This is a genomic window from Nitrospirota bacterium (assembly GCA_035516965.1).
In the GTDB taxonomy this organism is placed as follows: Bacteria; Nitrospirota; UBA9217; order UBA9217; family UBA9217; genus MHEA01.
Genome location: DATIZR010000052.1, coordinates 1 through 17,079 on the forward strand (window position 1 = coordinate 1; position 17,079 = coordinate 17,079).

Below are 17,079 nucleotides of genomic sequence, written 5' to 3' on the forward strand. Positions count from 1 at the left end.
TGCCCTCCTTTTTCGCCCTTCTGCCTGATAATTTGCATCTCCCATGCCAGATCGCAATTTATTGATTTTCCACAACTCTCACCCCTCAGGTCTTTTGCAGGGATGAGAAAAGCATCCTGTCATCAAAGATAAATGCGAAAATGCGTGCCTCAAAGAGCTGAGGGCGAAAGAATACTTCCGTGAAGATGGATTGCTTTTTGGGGGGTTGAGTGACTGCTAACGATTCCGGGGCAGCATGCTGTCATCCCTCAGATGGCAGTCGACGAAGTGGCCGTTGCCGAGATCAATAGTGCGGGGAACGATCTTGTCGCAGGGTTCGAATCGGTACACACACCTCGTATGAAAGCGGCATCCCGGGGGGATGTGCGTCGGGCTCGGAATATCGCCGTGCAGGAGGATGTGCTTCTTTTTCTTCGTTGGATCAGGTACGGGTATGTCAGCGAGCAGTGCCTCCGTATAGGGATGTGAAGGCTTTACGTAGATATCTTCAGCGGGCGCCAGTTCGACGATCTTGCCGAGGTACATCACTGCAACGCGATCGGAAAAGTGCCGAACGATGTTCAGGTCGTGGGCAATGAACAGGAAGGACAAGCCTAGCTCGTCCCGCAGGTCCTGCAGGAGATTGATGATCTGGGCCTGGACCGAGACATCAAGCGCCGAGACCGGCTCATCGGCGATGATGAGCGAGGGTCCGCTGGCAAGGGCGCGGGCAATGCCGACGCGCTGGCGCTGACCTCCCGAGAACTCGTGGGGATACCGGTTCTTGGCATCAGCGGGCAGTCCGACTTTTGCAAGCAGCACTACGGCCCTTTCTTCCAGCTCATCGTTCTTCGCCATCCCGTGTATGACCAGCGGCTCGGTGATGATATCCTTGATGCGCATCCTCGGATTGAGCGAGGCGAAGGGGTCCTGGAAAATGATCTGCATCCTCTTCCGGAGCGAACGGAGCTCCTCTTTCGACAGAGCACCGAGGTCCCGGCCCTCGAACAGGATGGTGCCGGCCGTTGGCTCCAACAGACGGAGCGCCAACCGGCCGAGCGTCGACTTGCCCGACCCGCTTTCTCCGACGAGACCGAGGGCCTCTCCGGGCGCCAGCGCGAGGCTAACGCCGTCAACAGCTCTGGCTTCCATCGTCCTCCCCAATCCCGACTTCACGGGGAAGGACTTATAGACGTCTCTGATATCAAGAAGGGTACTTGCCATGCCTTTGAATATACGATTTAGTAGGTTCCCATCTTCGAATAGGGTATTACCGCGCTTCCCAGCACCTCACCCAATGCCCCGCCCTGATCTCCACCAGCTCCGGCTCCTTCTCGCATTGTCCTGTCTTGATCTCACAGCGGGTGATGTATTTGCAGCCCAGGGGAAGGTCCTGGGGCCGCGGGACGCTGCCGGCGATCGTGCGCAAACGCGTGTGCTTTTCTTCGGGATTCGGTACCGAGGCAATGAGTCCTCGCGTGTAAGGATGCTGGGGATCCGCAAACAGCTCGCGCGTTTCGGCCTGCTCGACGATGCGCCCGGCGTACATCACCGCGACCTGATCGGCGCGTTCGGCAATGAGTCCAAGGTCGTGTGTGACCAGGATCATGGCCATGCCCATCTCGGCCCGGATCCTGCCGAGGAGCTCCAGGATATGGGCCTGAATCGTTACGTCCAGCGCCGTAGTGGGCTCATCGGCGAGAATGAGCGAGGGTTTGCACGCAATCGCCATCGCGATCATGACGCGCTGACGCATCCCCCCGGAAAGCTGGTGAGGATATTCGTGGACCCGCTTCTCCGGAGAGGGTATCCCGACCGCCTGCAGGAGCTCGACGGCGGAATGCATTGCCTCTTTCGACGTTGACTTGAGATGGGTCGTGAGCACTTCGGCGATCTGGTTCCCCACCGTAAATACAGGGTTGAGCGCGGTCATGGGCTCCTGGAAGATCATGGATATCTTCGCCCCGCGGACCCGCCGCATCTCCTCGGGCGAGAGCGTGAGGAGGTTGCGGCCTTCAAAAAAAATGCTGCCGGAAACGATCCTGCCGGGATAGGGAACGAGGTTCAGGATGGAAAGGGCGGTGATCGTCTTGCCGCAGCCCGACTCGCCGACAAGCCCCAGGACGCGGCCCGTCTTAAGCTGCAGACTGACGCTGTCGACGGCCTTGAGCACGCCCGACCGCGTGAAAAAATGCGTGGTCAGGCCCTTTATTTCAAGCAGGTCCACAGGCACGGCTCCGTCAGGAGGTCTGCGGTTTCACGAAATTAAGATAGGTCCTGACCGCGGAATTGTCAGGGTCGAAGACGAGGGCTTCCCGCCATTCCTCTTCGGCCAGTCCGTAGAAGCCCTGTGAGTAGTAGGTAATGCCAAGGTGCAGGCGTGCCGGAATGTAGTGGGCATTGCTCTGTTTGGCCCTCGTGAACTCGGCGATCGCTTCGTCATAGCGGCCTTTGTCCCGGAGAGCGATGCCGAGTTGCGTGATGATGTCGGCAAAGCTCGGCGACAGCCGCAGGGCCTTCTCATATTCTTCGATGGCCTCATCCAGCAATCTCAGTTCGTAGTAGATTTTCCCGATCCGAAGATGTTCGTCGGCGAGTTTGCCCTTCACAAAAGGGTCAAGATTGGACCGGGAGCTTTTATCGGCCTGCTCGGAAAAATGGGAAGCTTTCTCAAAGACAGCGCGGGCTTTGTCATACATGCCGAGATCGCTGTAGGTGATCGCTAGATTGAGCGATGCCTCGGTATAGCCGGGATTCAGTTCCAGGGCCTTTTCAAAGGCTTGCGCGGCGAGCTGCAGGCGGTTCGTCTGATTGAAAATGATGCCCATCTTGTTATGGATGTCGGCGAACTTCGGGTTCAGGGACAGGATCTCCTGGAAGAACAGTTCAGCGTTCTCATAGTCTCCCTTTTCAAAAGCCTCTATCCCGTTCTTGTACAGCTCATCGAGCTTTGGCGGCATGCGCCCTCCCTAACTCCTGATAATTTCATTAAATTATAAAAAAATGTATCACAGGGGTTGTACCCTGTCAACGAAAAACGGGGTGAAACAACTGGTCCTGTCAGCCTGTTGGATGCGATTAATGACTCGTGATAAACCGCGATGAGATGCCTGCTGTGTACAATTTACAACAATGCTTCGCGCTGAAATATCATATTTACCACAGCCTTCTTGATACTAGTACTATAACAGATTGTTAATGCAATATTTCTATATATAGGGAAATGGCACGCTGATTGCTTTAGTAGTACATCGTTCGAGGCGATATTCATGATCAGATATCAGCGCACCATAAGAAATACAGTATCCTGCAGCGGTACTGGCCTGCATTCGGGAACGCCGGTACAACTGCGAATGAAACCGGCCCCCGTTGATACGGGTATTGTCTTTATCAGAACCGACCTCGGCGGGCGTCAGATCCTCACGGCTGCCGCCAATACGGGCGACACGAGCTATGCAACAACGCTCGGTCAGAATGGCGTGATCGTCAGGACCGTGGAGCATGTCCTTTCGGCATGTGCCGGTTTGAATATCGACAATGTCTTCATCGAGATCGATGCGGAGGAAGTGCCGATCATGGACGGCAGCGCCGGGCCATTCATAAGGCTGATCGCCGAGGCCGGTGTCCAAAACCAGGAAAAATGCCAGCCCATGATCAAGATCATCAGGCCGATTTTCGTACGTGTAGGCAACAAGCAGGTCGCGATCTGGCCGGCTGAGGCCACCAGCATCTCCTATTTCATTGACTTCAGCCATCCGCTGCTGAAGGAACAGAGCCTTCAGTACGTCCCGGCCGAAGAGTCATATCTGCGGGAAATCGCCGACGCCCGCACCTTCGGCTTCGTGAACGATGTCCAGGCCCTTCAGGCTAACGGCCTTGCCAGGGGCGCTTCCCTTGAGAATGCCGTGGCGCTCGGGAAAGATTCGGTCCTGAACAAGGAGGGTCTGCGGTACAAGGACGAATTCGTCCGCCATAAGATCCTGGACCTTATCGGCGACTTCTCGCTGGTCGGCATGCCGGTCATTGGGCATATCGTGGCGCACAAGTCGGGGCACGCCCTGAACGCGCAGATGGTGAAGAGGATCCTGAATAGCCCCCAGAATTGGGTGATAGTCGGCGTTCCGGACGCTACAGCTGCCCTGCAACAGGAGATGCAGTATCAGCATGCAACGCTGTAAAAGTTAACGCAGCCTTCTTTTTATAAAGTGAAGCCGACGTTCGAATTGAACGCCGGCTTTTTTTGCTCGGTCTGAGGTTTACACCTGTTCACGGGTCCCTTGCCTGGCAGATATTGATCGTTTCTTAACTGTATGCCAAGTTCGTCATTCCGGCCCAGAACCGGATTCCAACTTCTTTTCTATGCGACTTTGGATTTCTGCTTTCGCAGGAATGACATAAAAAGTGTGAAGACAATTTTGAGTTCATGGATATTATTGCATATAGAACGTAGGGTCTCAAAAAGCGGCACAGGATGCAACTTCGGTAGCAACGCTCCAATCCGGGGAACCGCCCAGGGAGGAGTAAAGGTTGACGAGAGCCGGCTCCGGTGCTACGCTGTAAATATAAAGAAGATGATATTAGCCCTTTTTCGAGGGTGGATGGAGCGTGAAGGGGAGGTGTTGGTATGATAGCTATACTGGGTGCAACAGGTAATGTGGGCAGCAAGATAGCCGCCATCCTGGCAAAGAAGAACGAACCGATCCGCGTGATCTCGCGCACAGCCGACCGTCTCCGGCCGCTGGTGAGCAAGACCGTGACTGCGTTCGCAGGTGACGCCAAGGAAACAGAGTTCCTGGTAAAGGCCTTCACGGACGTTGACGCGGTGTTCGCGCTGATACCGCCAAACCCGACGGCGCCGGAATTCATGCATTACGCCGACACGATCGGTCAGAGCATCGTGCGGGCGCTGGAGATCACCAGGGTCAAGCGCGTAGTCTACCTGTCGAGCGTTGGTGCGGAGCTTGGAGGCGAAGGGACCGGGCCGATCAGGGGCCTGCATAACATGGAAGAGCGGCTGAACAGGATCCAGGGGCTCCATGTCGTGCACATGCGGGCCGGCTACTTCATGGAGAACCTGCTCTGGAACTTGGACCTGATCAGGTCCAAGGGAATCACCGGCAGCGCGATCCGGGGCGATCTGAGGATCGCCATGATCGCAACGAAGGACATCGCGGAATATGCGGCCGAGCGCCTGGCGAAGCGGGACTTCATCGGCTCGTCGATCCGCTATCTCCTTGGTCAGCGTGACCTCACCCTGACCGAGGCTTCGGGCATCATCGGGAGCAAGATCGGGAAACCCGGTCTGCCATACGTTATGTTCCCCTATGACCAGGCTGAAAAGGCCATGATAGCCATGGGTCTGTCGCCTGACATGAGCAGGACGTACGTCGACATGGCCGGGGCCTTCAATGACGGGAAGATCAAGGCCGAGAAGCGCGGGGCGGAGAACACGACGCCGACCCCGATCGAGTCGTTCTGCGACGAGGTGTTCGTGCCCATGTTCCTGAAACAGAAAGCTGCATAAGTGGGCCATCCCGGAAAGGCCCGGCAGGAAGTGGATCTCTTCCGTGATGGATGAAAAAGCAAAAGGCCTGTCCTTGGTGGGGGGACGGGCCTTTTTTGCATAGAGCCCTGGCCGTGCGAACGGCAACGGGGACGGATAGTCTTCCCTATCGCGAACTCAGCCCGCGGCAGCCGTCGCGGAGCGATGAGTCCAGGGGAGGAGAAATGATAATTACATATTCAAAGACGTCTCGCGCCTAACGCAACGGACGCACATGCTTAACCCAAAAGGATTTGAATTTCTTTGCGAGCTTGACGACTTTGAACGAAATTATCCTGCCTTTGTACAGAGAGCTTGATTTAAGATCACAATCTCGTGTCGATGTATGGGTGTAAGCGCCTACGTAACCTGCTTATGGTACTGGATGTTGACCTCATAGGCAATACTTGCGTGCCCCACGGACTGGTTTTTGCCGTGGCAAAAGATCTTTCCCTTGATCGACTTCTTATGGGTCTTAGCCAGGCCGGCAACAACGGGGGCCAGATCGAAACCGCCGTCCGTGCACCCAGCCTCCATGCATTTCATATGAAAACCGGCGTAATCGGCAGGCGAGAAACTGAGCGTACGCTTCATTAAAACCGCATCTACACCACGATGGTAATAGGTCATGCAAAATTCGATGTTTGAAATCCCGGCATGGCGATCAGAAACCAGGCCGTCAGCTTCCAGGGCGGCCCTCTCCAATTCCATTTTTTGTCTATAACTCTGTCTGTGGTTCATGTTTCTCCTTTCGTGTGGAAAAGACAAAAGCCCCACGCAGTGATGCAGGATTGCCCCGGAAACTGTAAAATCTGTGGATAAGAACGACTCAGCCTTTCTCGTTCTTCAGAAAAGAACAGGCCCTGATATTCATCAGGGCCTGCAGTGGTTTAAGCGTCAGATCGCTTAGAGCTTTACAACGTTGGCTGCTTTGGGGCCCTTGGGCGAGTCGACAACGTCGAACTGCACTGACTGGCCTTCAGCCAACGACTTGAAGCCGCTGTCCTGAATGTCGCCGAAATGAACGAAAACATCGCTGCCTGCTTCACGGGTAATGAATCCAAAACCCTTGGAATCATTGAACCACTTTACGGTACCTGTCTCCATGATGAGCTACCTCCTTCTTGTGAATTGAAGCGACGGAAAAGGACAAAAAAAAGCCGCAAAGTCTATCTGTCTTTGCGGTTTCCCTACAAGAACATCCGGAACTTCTGAGGCTATAATGCCCCTTCTGTGCCGAGATGTCAATGGTTATTATTGCTCAGGAGAAACTCTCTCTGACGAGGGGGGCCCCTTTCGTGCGTTTTCTGCCTTTTTTCATGAAAGTTTTCAATACCTCTCATTACGGGCGGCTGGAAGGGATTATTAAAGGAAAGGTTGCCATTTTTGCCAGGCAGTGGTATCGACCATGCATAAGAGCGGAAACCACGCAGTGAATCAACGTTCCCGCAGTCCTATTCTCGGAAAATCCTTGCAATTGGCGGTAAAAGCCACTATAATAATCACAAAGACTATTAACGGGGCAAGGCCCTGTCGTTTTGGAACGAGATGTCGTCCGCACCTCTCATCGATCACTGACTCCTCCTGCTCTCACCTTTTCTCCCGTAAAAAGCGACAGCACATTTGGTTAGGGAACGATGAGGTTTTTTGCGGACAACCAAGCGAGTCCGCGCCGCCCTATTTTGGGACGGGGCATGACCCGAAGAAGATCTAACGCGCTGTGCGGCAGTGACCGTCAGGCGAACTTGAAGCAACACAAGGAGACAACATGGCTAAGAAACTGTACGTAGGGAATTTGTCGTATAACACCCACGAGGAGGATTTGCGGGAGGCTTTCTCGAAGATAGGCGAGGTGACCTCCGCCACGCTGATCGTCGATCAGGCGGACGGCAGGTCCAAGGGATTCGGTTTCGTGGAGATGGCAACGGACGAGGACGCGGCCAAGGCGATCACTGCCATGAACGGCACAACGTTCATGGACCGGACGATCACGGTGAACGAGGCCCGGCCAAAGACTGAGCGCTCTGGTTCCGGCGGCGGCAGAGGCGATAAGCGCGGCGGATACGGCGGCGGAGGAGGCAGATCGTGGAGGTAAGGGTCCAGTCCCAGAACATCGAAAAGGCCTTGAGGGATTTAAAGAAGAAGCTCCAGCTGGACGGCCTCTTGGGAGAGCTGAAGAAGCGGCGCCATTACGAAAAGCCCTCGGTGAAAAAGAAGAACAAGCAGCTGGAGGCGCAGAAACGAAGGCGGAAGCTCCTGAAGCGCTCGAACTCAAGGCCATCCGGTTCGAGTTCGGGGCCGAGGCCGGGAAGGCCGTCGCAGTCACCCGCCTCATCGAACAGCCGATAACTTGGGATCAGGTCTACTTGAGTGCCATTTGCCCCGATTTTTCTCGGTCATTGGATCAAGATGACATGAAAGTAGGCCTGATCCTGATAAGTATTCCGCTTCGAACTACTGCACTGCCTGTGCAACTATCCCTTCCACGGCTTGAAACGGCTTCTCGGCCAATCCGTGCCGCTGCATCAAGTACTCCGGGCTGTTATAGCTGATCCATACCCGTCCGACCTCGTCTTCCCATACGAGCGCCTTCAAAGGCAGATCGATCGCGAGGGAGGGATACTTCTGCATCAGAGGCGTTCCCGCTTTCGGATTGCCGAATACGAGCAGAACCATCGGCTTCATATCGAGCCCGACGGCGTTCGCAGCCGTGCGCTGGTCGATCCGTGCAAATACCGTCATTCCTCTTGACTCGATAATTCCCGCCAGCTTTTGCGCTGTCTCAGCGACATTGCTCCGGCTTAAAATATTGACGATCCCTCGTTCCCGCGATGGAGTCATTTTCATCCTCCTCCTTCGAGACCGCATGTCCGGCGAGCGTGCAAGACCAAATGAGCGGGAGGTCAACGACCGCAGCTTTGCCAGGCGTTCGTTGTCCGGCCATAGCAAGGGGATAGGGAGAATCGTGTCACATTCAACCGGCAATCGGCGCCATCAGAGGAGAGGGAATAGACATATCCTTACACTATTACTTTTCTGTTGTAGCCGGTTCTATGGGATATCCATTTTCGCGCCAGCCGTGAAATCCCCCTAAAAGCGGTCGAACAAGCTTAATCCCCCTCTGCCGCAAGATCAGCGCCACCCGGGCGCTCAGGGCTTCGTCGGGTCTCGTGCAATAAACGACCGTCTCACGGTCACTTGATAATACAGGATAGCTCTCTGCCTGGTCTAACGACATGCGCAAAGCGCCGGGGATGACATAGGGATCGGCTTCGATGTCCAGGGAATGGCGCACATCAATTATCATTATGTTTTCTCCGGCGTCTAATTTTTGTTTCAGCTCGCCCGGCGTTATGCGCGCGATGACGAGCTGCCTTAAAAATCGCCGACGTAAAGAATATTTTCTAAGGACAAAAATAGTCAGCCCCACGGCCACGAACACAAAGAGCGTTTTGCCCATGCCCCCGGCGTAGTCCAGGGCACGATCAAGCTGTCTGCTGAAGATAAATCCCACCAGGGAATAGGCACCCGCCCAAAGGAGTATTCCCAGTACGTCGAATAGTATAAAACGCGGCAGGGGCATGCGGATGATGCCCGCCAAAGGCGTTGACACGGCGCTCAATCCGGGGAGAAACTTTGTTATCAGGAGGGACCGGGCGCCGTACACTCCAAAGATGCTTTCTGTGCGGCGGACGCAGGAGTCCGGTTCCAGAGCAATACGGCAGACCGAGGATAGCACCTTGCTTCCGCGTTTTCGGCCCAAGAGGTACCATACAATGTCGCTTAGTAGCGCAGCGCAGACTCCCAAACCGATGCAGAAAAACAGATTCACCTTCCCATCCCCGGCCAGCGCCCCCATGGTAATGAATAAGGGAACGCTTGGCAGGGGAAGCCCCATTGTTTCCGCAAGGACGCATACAAACAGCACCGCGTATCCGTGTTGTATCAGAAAAGGAATAACTTTATCCATAGTGAATGGTGCTTTTACAATGATGCAGAGATGTCATCCGACCTGTTCGTCGATAATGTGGTAAGATAGCATTTTTAAGAGCATATCACAAACGAAACTTGCACGTTGAATCCCGCGCATCCCATTGACCTGCCCCGGATTTCGCATCAGGCGAATAGCTTGCTTTTTTGCCATGGAGAGCGCGGTTCGTTACGGACCGGCATCGGCCAGGCTATTTCAAGGTAACGTCCCGTATTCGGTTTTGACACGGAGGGGCAGTAAGAAGCAATATCAAGCCGCAAACCTTCCCTTAGGGATTCCGCCCTGTCTCGATCTGCCAAAGCGTTTCATAATTTGCAATGGGACGCTCAAAGACGACTCCCAGCTTGACGAACTCTCCCGCCAAGGCAAGCATGGGGGCCAGCGTTTCCATCTGCTTTGCGTCTGCCGGCGACGCCCACACGCTGACGTTGACCATCGTATTCGTTGTCCGATCGATGCCGGCCCAGTAATGCATGCAGCCGCTCAGTTTCTTGATCGCGCGCACGAGCGTTTGCTGAGACTCATCGAGACGCGCCTTGATTCTCTCGTAGTCTTCGGGCTTGAAGGACCCCCGGGATATTCTCACGACCGGCATGGAGCTCTCCTCTTTCCCCGACTAAGGCAAGCTCAGTAAGGATTCCCTCCGGCATCTGTTCAATGCATAGTGTAACACGGCCGGCGGAAGGATGAGGTGAGTGGCGGCGAGGAGGAGCAAAGAGAGCCGTAAAAAAGACCGGAGAGCTTGTCTTCCCCGGTCCTTGACCGTTTAACACGGTACCGCTTCTTCGTACATTCCTGCCAGGCAGCAAGGAACCGTGAACGGCCGACGACTCAAGACCCGGGGCCTGCCCCCGATCGTTCCCTCCGCATTGACCAGGCCCGCCATCATGCCTGCGGCTAGGCCAGCGTGAAGCGATGCTCTCCCAGTTTCTCGATCGACGTCGTCACCTGGTCGCCCGGCTTGAGCCAGACCTGCTTCTCCGGCGGATAGCCCAGGATCACACCTTCGGGAGTGCCCGTAAAGATGATGTCCCCCGGCCTGAGCGTCCAGACATGGGATATATAGCTGACAATGGTCTTGCAACCGAAGATCATGTCGTTGGTGTTCGACGACTGCCGGACCTCCCCGTTCACGCGGCACTCGAGCTTGAGGTTCTGCGGGTCCGGCACCTGGTCCGCGGTCACCAGCCACGGTCCGAGGGGCGCAAAGCCGTCACTGGTCTTGCCCAGCATCAGCTGGCTTGTCTTGAACTGCAGGTCGCGGGCAGAGAAGTCGTTGCCCACAGCGTAGCCGAAAACGTACGAGAGCGCGTCCGCCTCGCTCACGTCGCGCGCGGTCCTGCCGATCACGATCACCAGTTCCACCTCGTAATCGAACTTTTTCGCCACCTTCTGGGGCAGGTTGATGACGCCGTTGTGATAATTCAGCGCATTGTTGAACTTGTTGAACAGGACCGGCGACGCGGGCGTCGGGATGTGCATCTCGGCCACATGCCGTTTATAGTTGTAGCCGAGGCAGATGATCTTCTCCGGGTTCGTCACCGCGGGACCGAAGGCCGCCTTGTCCTCGGCGACGAATGCTGACGTTAGCCCTTCGCTCGCGAGAGCCGCATCGACCAGCCCCTTGAGTGCCTGCGGGTCCACGCCGTGCAGCACCTCGTCAATGGTCGTCGGCGCGCTTTTTCCCAGTATCTTGGACGCCCTCACCACGTCGAGAACTCCCTTTGGCGTGCGAATGCCAAGTGAGTACCGGCCGTCGTTGCGGAGCGTGCAGAACGTCATCTGCTGGGGAAGGTCCTTCCGGTCGCCAACTGGCTGCTGCTTCGGCTGCTCCGCCGCCGGGACAAGAGATTTGCCGGCGGCGACGGCAATTCCCGCTGCACTCGCTATCTTGAGAAATGTTCTACGCGACTGTTCCATGATCGGCCTCCTTTTTATTCGTATTGCCAAAACTATCAATAGGGAGCACAGAGCGTTCCTCAGTGCCCTCCCGGCGTTATGCTTGGAAAAACGCAGCCTGTTCTTACCTGTGGTCGCGATATGGCATCAGCAGACTACGAAGGCGCGGCAATAAACGTGTGCGGGACACTGTTTTCATTTTGCCCTTCTTTATTTTTTAGCTACTTTAGGCGTAGAGCGCGATCCTGTTTGTGTGAAGCAGAGAGATTATAGGTGAGAGTATATCATGTCGTTACGATCATTTATGCCCGAGTGGCCAGGACAGGTTATCATTCTGCCGTTTGAACCGCCCGGCGGGTTAAATCCAGTTCAGATATTCTTTTCCACAGATTACGCAGATTACGCAGAGTTCACGGATTAAAACAAGCCGAAATTACTGTCTTAAAATCTGCATCCATCCGCGGATAGATTGATTTTTCGCGACTTCTAAGGGTTACTCATGCCGAGTAGTTACTGATGAGCCGTCACTCCTGTCCGAGAAATTCAACAGCTCTGTTCTCGGACCAGTAGCTCCCATCTTCGTTGAACTGCACAAAGCCCACGTGACCGCCATGCATTGGTATTTCCAGATGCACCTCCTGGCTGTTCCTTGCCTGCTCGATGGGATAGCACGCGTTGGCGAGGAAGGGATCGTCCTGGGCGTTCACGATCAGCGTCGGGATCCGTATCGCTGAAAGGAACCTCTTGCTGCTGCATTTCTCCCAGTAGTCCTCGGCATCCCTGAAGCCGTTGATCGGCGCGGTGTAACGGTCGTCGAAACCCCTGAAGTCCCTGATGCGGCCATAGCCGTCGTCGTTGATCGCTCCGGGCATCTGTTTCATCTTCAGCCTGATCTTTTCGTGGAGCGAAACAAGGAACTGTTTCATGTAGAGGCAGTTCTTCGTCTTCGCGAGCTGGAGCGCCCCCGCCTTCAGGTCGCAGGGCACGGAAAAGGCAACGGAGCGGCGGACCCGCCCATCGAGCCTATCCGCCATGCTTCCCAGGTACATCAAGGTCAGGTTGCCACCGAGGCTGAACCCGATGAGGGCGATTGTATCGTACATCCCGGTCTTGAGCGAGTGCTGCACCACGCAGTCCAGGTCGTCGATGCACCCGTTGTGATACATGCGAAGCCGGCGGTTGATCTCTCCCGAGCAGGCACGGTAGTTCCACGCCAGGGCGTCCCAGCCATGCCTGTTCATCAGGGTCGCCATGCCGATCATGTAATGGCGGTAGGTGCTGCCCTCGAGGCCATGGGAAAGAATGACCAGCTTCCTGCTGCCAGCCCGCGACCAGTCAAGATCAAGGAAGTCGTCATCAGGCGTATAAATGCGCTCCCGCTGATACAGCGCCGGTGAAAGCTTTCGCGTGATAGCCGGATAAAGGGTCTGGAGGTCGCCGTTCCTCAGGAGGAAGGGTGCGTGATAGGAGGATTGATGAATGAGGGGCATAGATCAATGTTGGATGCTGGAGCCCTGAGGGCGCTTCGATAGTCCTCTAAGGGTGATTCACGTCAAGCAACGTGCGAAACAACGTCCCCAAGTATTCTTATCTTCACTGAAGATACACGGACAGCCGTTTTCGTTGCCTGGGAACCGTACTTCTCTATGGCAGCCCTCACGATGGAGTTGAGGTTCGTGAGAACGTAGCCTGCGGTACCGGCGACGGCCAGAAGAAGTACGGGGATGACGGAAATGATAATTTTCTTTTTCATATGACGATTGTTTTCATTATACAATATTCTGATGCATGATGACAGGCCATACGAGAGAAGCGGAGACGCACCCTGGAGGGTGGTATTAGTAACTAACAAATCGAATTCTTTACAAAACGGCAAGAAAATATCTCGCAGAGGCGCAGAGCTCGCAGAGAAAAACTCTGCTTTCTCCGCGTGCTCCGCGAGAGACGCCCTTAGCTTCTGGTTTTGATCCGGCTTGTCCGGGTTAGGAAGATCCGGCTATCCGCGTTATCCTCACAACAGACCTCTTCTCGTTCCCGCAGGAGAGGCGCATGATGAACAGCGCCGGTGTATCCGAGGCGGGGCGAACGAGCTATGAAAGAATAGGCCAGAAAATTTGAAGAATGGCAAGAGAGCAGGCCTGTCCCAGAGGATTCCCGGAGGCTTCGGGGTCCCCTGGCAATTGGTATGCGAATGTGACGAGTCGTTCCGGCAGGAGCAGCTAATTAAAAAGTACTATAAATAGTCGAAATGCCCGGCAAGGCCAGTGACTCTACTCAGACCAGGCAAATAAGACTCATATGTGGCCCGCCAACGCGCACTTCTTTTGAACGAAAATCATGGCGATTTCGGAATTACATAAGAAAGGCTGGTCATTGCGCGAAGCCCCCCCTTAGCAAGAAGCGATATTCAGAAACATCGCAGGGCCTCACAATCGACTCCCGGGAAAACAAGAGGCTGCTATAATAACTTACAAAGAGACACGCGTCGATGCGCGGAACTCACCGGAATGGAATCATGGAGCTGTTGGCCCAATCGTCTCGAAGGGGCGTCGTGTTATTCAGCAGTTTTCCGCAAAAAAGGAGCGCTTGATCCATGGAATACGCAAGAAAGGTCCGCCTGTTTTTAACGTCAGCGGTGCTGCTTATAGCGTCGTGCTCCTCGACCACATTCACTGCGGTTTGGAAGGATGCGTCCTATCAGACCCAGCCGCAGAAGATCATGGTAGTCGATACTTCTCAGGGGTTGGCTGATCGGAGGCTTTTCGAAGACGAGTTCGTGCGAAGCGTGAAGAAACACGGCGCCGACGCGATCCCAAGCTACCCTGTGATGCAAAACATTTCACGGGTGGACCAGAAGTCGGTCGATGCGCAGGCCGAGGCGCTGGGGGCTGATGCGGTGCTCACCAGCAGGGTCACGGGCTACGAGGCTAACACCTGGGAAGCTCCCTGGGCGCTCTACCGGGACATCTATACCGATGTACAGACGTCCCTGTATGAAGTAAAAACTCACCGGTTGATCTGGACCGCGACGACGAGAACCTGGCAGCGGGACGACATGAAGGACATGTACGGCATCCGGTCCGTGGTACGGAGAATCACGAACAAAATGGCACTGGAGGGGCTGTTAAAGCCCGAGGCTCCCGATGTCGCCGATAGGGAGGGGGCAAAAGATTAACGGTTCATCTTCGTCAGTGAAGCGATGCAAGGAACCAGTAACAGTCTCCTGCTCATGGTTTCGGTTCTTCAGTCCAAGACCGCCGGGGAAGAGGAAACATCCGCCGTTCCCGGTTCCTGAAAAGAGGGCCTGCGTTATGAATGAATACAGAGAAAAGCTTTACCCGATAGTGGCGGTAGCGGCCCTGCTTCTTATGACGTCGTGCTCTTTGACCAAGTTCTCCGCGGTTTGGAGAGACGAGGCGTATCAAGGGCGTCCTGATAAGATCATGGTGGTCGCTGATTCGCGGGGCCTGGCGGACAGAAAAGTATTCGAAGACCAGTTCGTAGGAGACGTGATGAATCATGGCGTCGAAGCAGTCGCAAGTTACCCCGCGCTGCTGGACTCGGCGATAACGGACACCAACGCCATCTCCCTGCAGGCTGAGAGTGCGGGGGCGGATGCCGTGCTTACGAGCACGGTCACCGGCACGGCAGCCACCGATGTGGAATTTCCCTGGGCACACTATAGGGACTCCTATCTCAACGTACAAACGAACTTGTATTCCGCGAAAACGAACCGGTTGATCTGGACCGCGACGTCGAGAACATGGCAGCGGGACGGAATATTTGACAGGGTTGTCATGCAATCCCTGTCGAGGTCGGTCACGAAGAGGATGTCGCAGCAGGGGCTCTTAAAACCGGAGCCACCGGATATTGCCGACAAGGAAGGGGCGATAAATTAGTTTCGACTCGAGTCCGATGGATCACGACGGAGAATTCGATCCCGCACAGAGATGGAAAGCGCAGTTTCTTGGTAACGTTAACGACAACAATCACTTAATTTGAACGACTTTGCCATCGGCAAAAAACACTTCTTTCTGACTTACGCGGCTGATCCAGTAAATCCAGTGATCGTCCTCGATCGAGGGCGTCCTGTGGCTCGGCGGATATCCGTAGGCCATGAGAACAGCCTCCTTGCTCATGCCGATGCTGATGACCCCGTTTTTTACATTCTCTTTTTCCGCGTCCGTCAACTGCTGGACCGGCCCGCCCTCCCGCAAAGGGTCTTCCCGTGAAAAGTACTGCCTGAAGTAATCGCGCACGGTCATCGTGCTGCTTGCATGTTTCTTGAGGAAGGTAATTACGAATTTCTCGCCGTGCTCGTCCTCGAACGTGATGTCCATAGGAACGATCATGGAATCAGGCTTTTTTGCCAGTACGGACGACTGCGACACCCGGCCCGACGCATGCCCGTCTCTGATGCTGACCTTGGTCACCATTGTCCCGATCGGGAGCATCCGGCCTTTGTGATAATTGGTTGAAGGAATATCATTTGCCTTTTCGTACCAGATGTTCGCCGTTGTAAAAAAAATCCTTCTTGTTTTATGCTCGTTCTTGCCGGGCAGAACAGGAGAGACAAGAATGACCAGGAGCATGGCGGGAAGAAAGGCAATTAATTTTTGCACGACTCTCACTGAGCACCCCCAACATGAGAAGCTGCGCCGCACGAGGGTAGCACTTTGGGCACGGCCTACTTTATGTCATTCCCCTACGCCGCGGTCTTGTGAGTTTCCACGCGGAGCAGTGCACGCTCGTTCGGCTGCGAGATCTTGATGATCTCAAGGTTTGAATCAGTTCATAGCTCGGAGTTCATAGTGAAAAACTGGTCAACGAATCCTTGTTAAGCTGCCTTGCCGGCTGTTGGAAGGTGATGAGCGCGTTGCTATGATCGCGCCTTCAGCTCGCTTTGTCCAGCTTCCACTTCACCCCGCCCCGGGTGGCGATATAGAGGAAAACAAAGCTGTAGAGAGCGGCCAATTCGCCTTTGTTCACCGCCGGAAAGAAGCTGCGTCCCATCTGGAGTTTCCAGTGGAATTGGCAATAGGCCACTGCCATCTCGCCGCTGCAGAGGAAAGCCGCCAGTCTCGTTTGATACCCCACCATAACCGCCAGCCCTCCCAGGAGTTCGATGAGCCCGCCGAACCAGAGCTGGGATCCAACGGCCGGCTGGAAATCGGAAATGATTCCCAGGATCTTCTGGCAGCCGTGGAACGCGAACATGAAGCCCGTTACGATCCGCATCAAGGCGTAAGCGTGGTCCGAGTACTTTGCAAGCCATTTCATGAGTGCACCCTCCGATTGAGAGCAGACGCGGCGACAGGGCGACCGTAAGGCGACCGGGTGACTCAAGCCGGGGCAGCGGTGAGGCGCGCGATCTGCTCTTGGATATGAAGCAATATACAGCGAGCGTACTATATTTTGGCGAAACGGGCAAGGTAAATGTGACGCTGACGTGGGCCGGAGAGACGATGCGGGGTTATTGAAACCGACGGGGAGACATTGATGGTCGCCCATCGCCGCCCTTCGAGTTGATATGCTGTCTGATTTTGAAGCATTCTGCGCTTTTTTGTAATATCCCGGAAATACCCTATCTCTTCGTTTGACTTCTCATCGCACCCTATCTGATATCATTACTATAGAGACAATAGTCTTTTTGCTGTTTTTTAATGAA

The 17,079-nt window shown here is 54.9% G+C and carries 19 protein-coding genes; 6 read left to right on the forward strand and 13 right to left on the reverse strand.

Features of this window, described 5'->3' with window-relative positions:
• Window positions 1-216: 216 nt before the first annotated feature.
• From VL197_07995 to VL197_08005, 3 genes are read right to left on the reverse strand one after another with little or no spacing between them, the layout of a single operon-like run.
• Entirely contained in the window at window positions 217-1,203 is a 987-nt protein-coding gene (locus VL197_07995; protein ID HUJ17920.1) for an ABC transporter ATP-binding protein, read from the reverse strand.
• Between the two features lie 46 nt (window positions 1,204-1,249).
• Complete coding sequence (locus VL197_08000; protein HUJ17921.1) at window positions 1,250-2,206, reverse strand: ABC transporter ATP-binding protein; 957 nt, start codon at window positions 2,204-2,206, stop codon at window positions 1,250-1,252.
• A 13-nt stretch (window positions 2,207-2,219) separates the two neighbouring features.
• Entirely contained in the window at window positions 2,220-2,939 is a 720-nt protein-coding gene (locus tag VL197_08005; GenBank protein HUJ17922.1) for a tetratricopeptide repeat protein, read from the reverse strand.
• Window positions 2,940-3,248: 309 nt separating this feature from the next.
• On the opposite strand from VL197_08005, the gene lpxC reads away from it, so the two are divergent.
• Both lpxC and VL197_08015 read left to right on the forward strand, forming a co-directional pair.
• A complete protein-coding gene (gene lpxC / locus VL197_08010; protein HUJ17923.1) occupies window positions 3,249-4,157 on the forward strand; it encodes a UDP-3-O-acyl-N-acetylglucosamine deacetylase in 909 nt (302 codons plus the stop codon).
• Between the two features lie 446 nt (window positions 4,158-4,603).
• Window positions 4,604-5,503: an NAD(P)H-binding protein gene (locus tag VL197_08015; protein HUJ17924.1), complete on the forward strand. Its 900-nt coding sequence runs from the start codon at window positions 4,604-4,606 to the stop codon at window positions 5,501-5,503.
• A 378-nt stretch (window positions 5,504-5,881) separates the two neighbouring features.
• On the opposite strand, the gene VL197_08020 is transcribed toward VL197_08015, so the two are convergent.
• Together VL197_08020 and VL197_08025 are read right to left on the reverse strand one after the other, a co-directional pair.
• Complete coding sequence (locus VL197_08020; protein HUJ17925.1) at window positions 5,882-6,262, reverse strand: hypothetical protein; 381 nt, start codon at window positions 6,260-6,262, stop codon at window positions 5,882-5,884.
• 165 nt (window positions 6,263-6,427) lie between these two features.
• Complete coding sequence (locus VL197_08025) at window positions 6,428-6,628, reverse strand: cold-shock protein (GenBank protein ID HUJ17926.1); 201 nt, start codon at window positions 6,626-6,628, stop codon at window positions 6,428-6,430.
• Window positions 6,629-7,289: 661 nt separating this feature from the next.
• On the opposite strand from VL197_08025, the gene VL197_08030 reads away from it, so the two are divergent.
• Both VL197_08030 and rpsU read left to right on the forward strand, forming a co-directional pair.
• Window positions 7,290-7,616, forward strand: a complete 327-nt coding sequence (locus tag VL197_08030; protein ID HUJ17927.1) for an RNA-binding protein — start codon at window positions 7,290-7,292, stop codon at window positions 7,614-7,616.
• The gene (gene rpsU, locus VL197_08035; protein ID HUJ17928.1) at window positions 7,607-7,870 is read left to right on the forward strand and encodes a 30S ribosomal protein S21; all 264 of its coding nucleotides are present in this window, start codon (window positions 7,607-7,609) and stop codon (window positions 7,868-7,870) included. The genes VL197_08030 and rpsU overlap by 10 nt, the downstream gene beginning before the upstream one ends.
• A gap of 105 nt (window positions 7,871-7,975) precedes the next feature.
• Here rpsU and VL197_08040 read toward each other — a convergent pair whose 3' ends face one another.
• From VL197_08040 to VL197_08065, 6 genes are all read right to left on the reverse strand, one after another.
• A complete protein-coding gene (locus VL197_08040; protein HUJ17929.1) occupies window positions 7,976-8,362 on the reverse strand; it encodes a DUF302 domain-containing protein in 387 nt (128 codons plus the stop codon).
• 187 nt (window positions 8,363-8,549) lie between these two features.
• Window positions 8,550-9,491, reverse strand: a complete 942-nt coding sequence (locus VL197_08045) for a VTT domain-containing protein (protein ID HUJ17930.1) — start codon at window positions 9,489-9,491, stop codon at window positions 8,550-8,552.
• Between the two features lie 289 nt (window positions 9,492-9,780).
• On the reverse strand, window positions 9,781-10,107 hold the full coding sequence (locus VL197_08050) for a hypothetical protein (protein HUJ17931.1): 327 nt from the start codon (window positions 10,105-10,107) through the stop codon (window positions 9,781-9,783).
• 302 nt (window positions 10,108-10,409) lie between these two features.
• Window positions 10,410-11,432: a fumarylacetoacetate hydrolase family protein gene (locus VL197_08055; GenBank protein ID HUJ17932.1), complete on the reverse strand. Its 1,023-nt coding sequence runs from the start codon at window positions 11,430-11,432 to the stop codon at window positions 10,410-10,412.
• Between the two features lie 503 nt (window positions 11,433-11,935).
• Window positions 11,936-12,901, reverse strand: a complete 966-nt coding sequence (locus VL197_08060) for an alpha/beta hydrolase (GenBank protein ID HUJ17933.1) — start codon at window positions 12,899-12,901, stop codon at window positions 11,936-11,938.
• A gap of 62 nt (window positions 12,902-12,963) precedes the next feature.
• A complete protein-coding gene (locus tag VL197_08065) occupies window positions 12,964-13,164 on the reverse strand; it encodes a hypothetical protein (GenBank protein ID HUJ17934.1) in 201 nt (66 codons plus the stop codon).
• A gap of 840 nt (window positions 13,165-14,004) precedes the next feature.
• Between VL197_08065 and VL197_08070 the strand changes: the two genes are divergently transcribed.
• Window positions 14,005-14,586, forward strand: coding sequence for a hypothetical protein (locus VL197_08070; protein ID HUJ17935.1), 582 nt, complete (start codon window positions 14,005-14,007; stop codon window positions 14,584-14,586).
• A 136-nt stretch (window positions 14,587-14,722) separates the two neighbouring features.
• Complete coding sequence (locus VL197_08075) at window positions 14,723-15,310, forward strand: hypothetical protein (protein ID HUJ17936.1); 588 nt, start codon at window positions 14,723-14,725, stop codon at window positions 15,308-15,310.
• Window positions 15,311-15,400: 90 nt separating this feature from the next.
• Here the strand turns inward: VL197_08075 and VL197_08080 are convergent, their stop codons facing one another.
• Both VL197_08080 and VL197_08085 read right to left on the reverse strand, forming a co-directional pair.
• Complete coding sequence (locus VL197_08080) at window positions 15,401-16,033, reverse strand: hypothetical protein (GenBank protein ID HUJ17937.1); 633 nt, start codon at window positions 16,031-16,033, stop codon at window positions 15,401-15,403.
• A 271-nt stretch (window positions 16,034-16,304) separates the two neighbouring features.
• Entirely contained in the window at window positions 16,305-16,691 is a 387-nt protein-coding gene (locus tag VL197_08085; protein ID HUJ17938.1) for a DoxX family protein, read from the reverse strand.
• Between the last annotated feature and the right edge of the window lie 388 nt (window positions 16,692-17,079).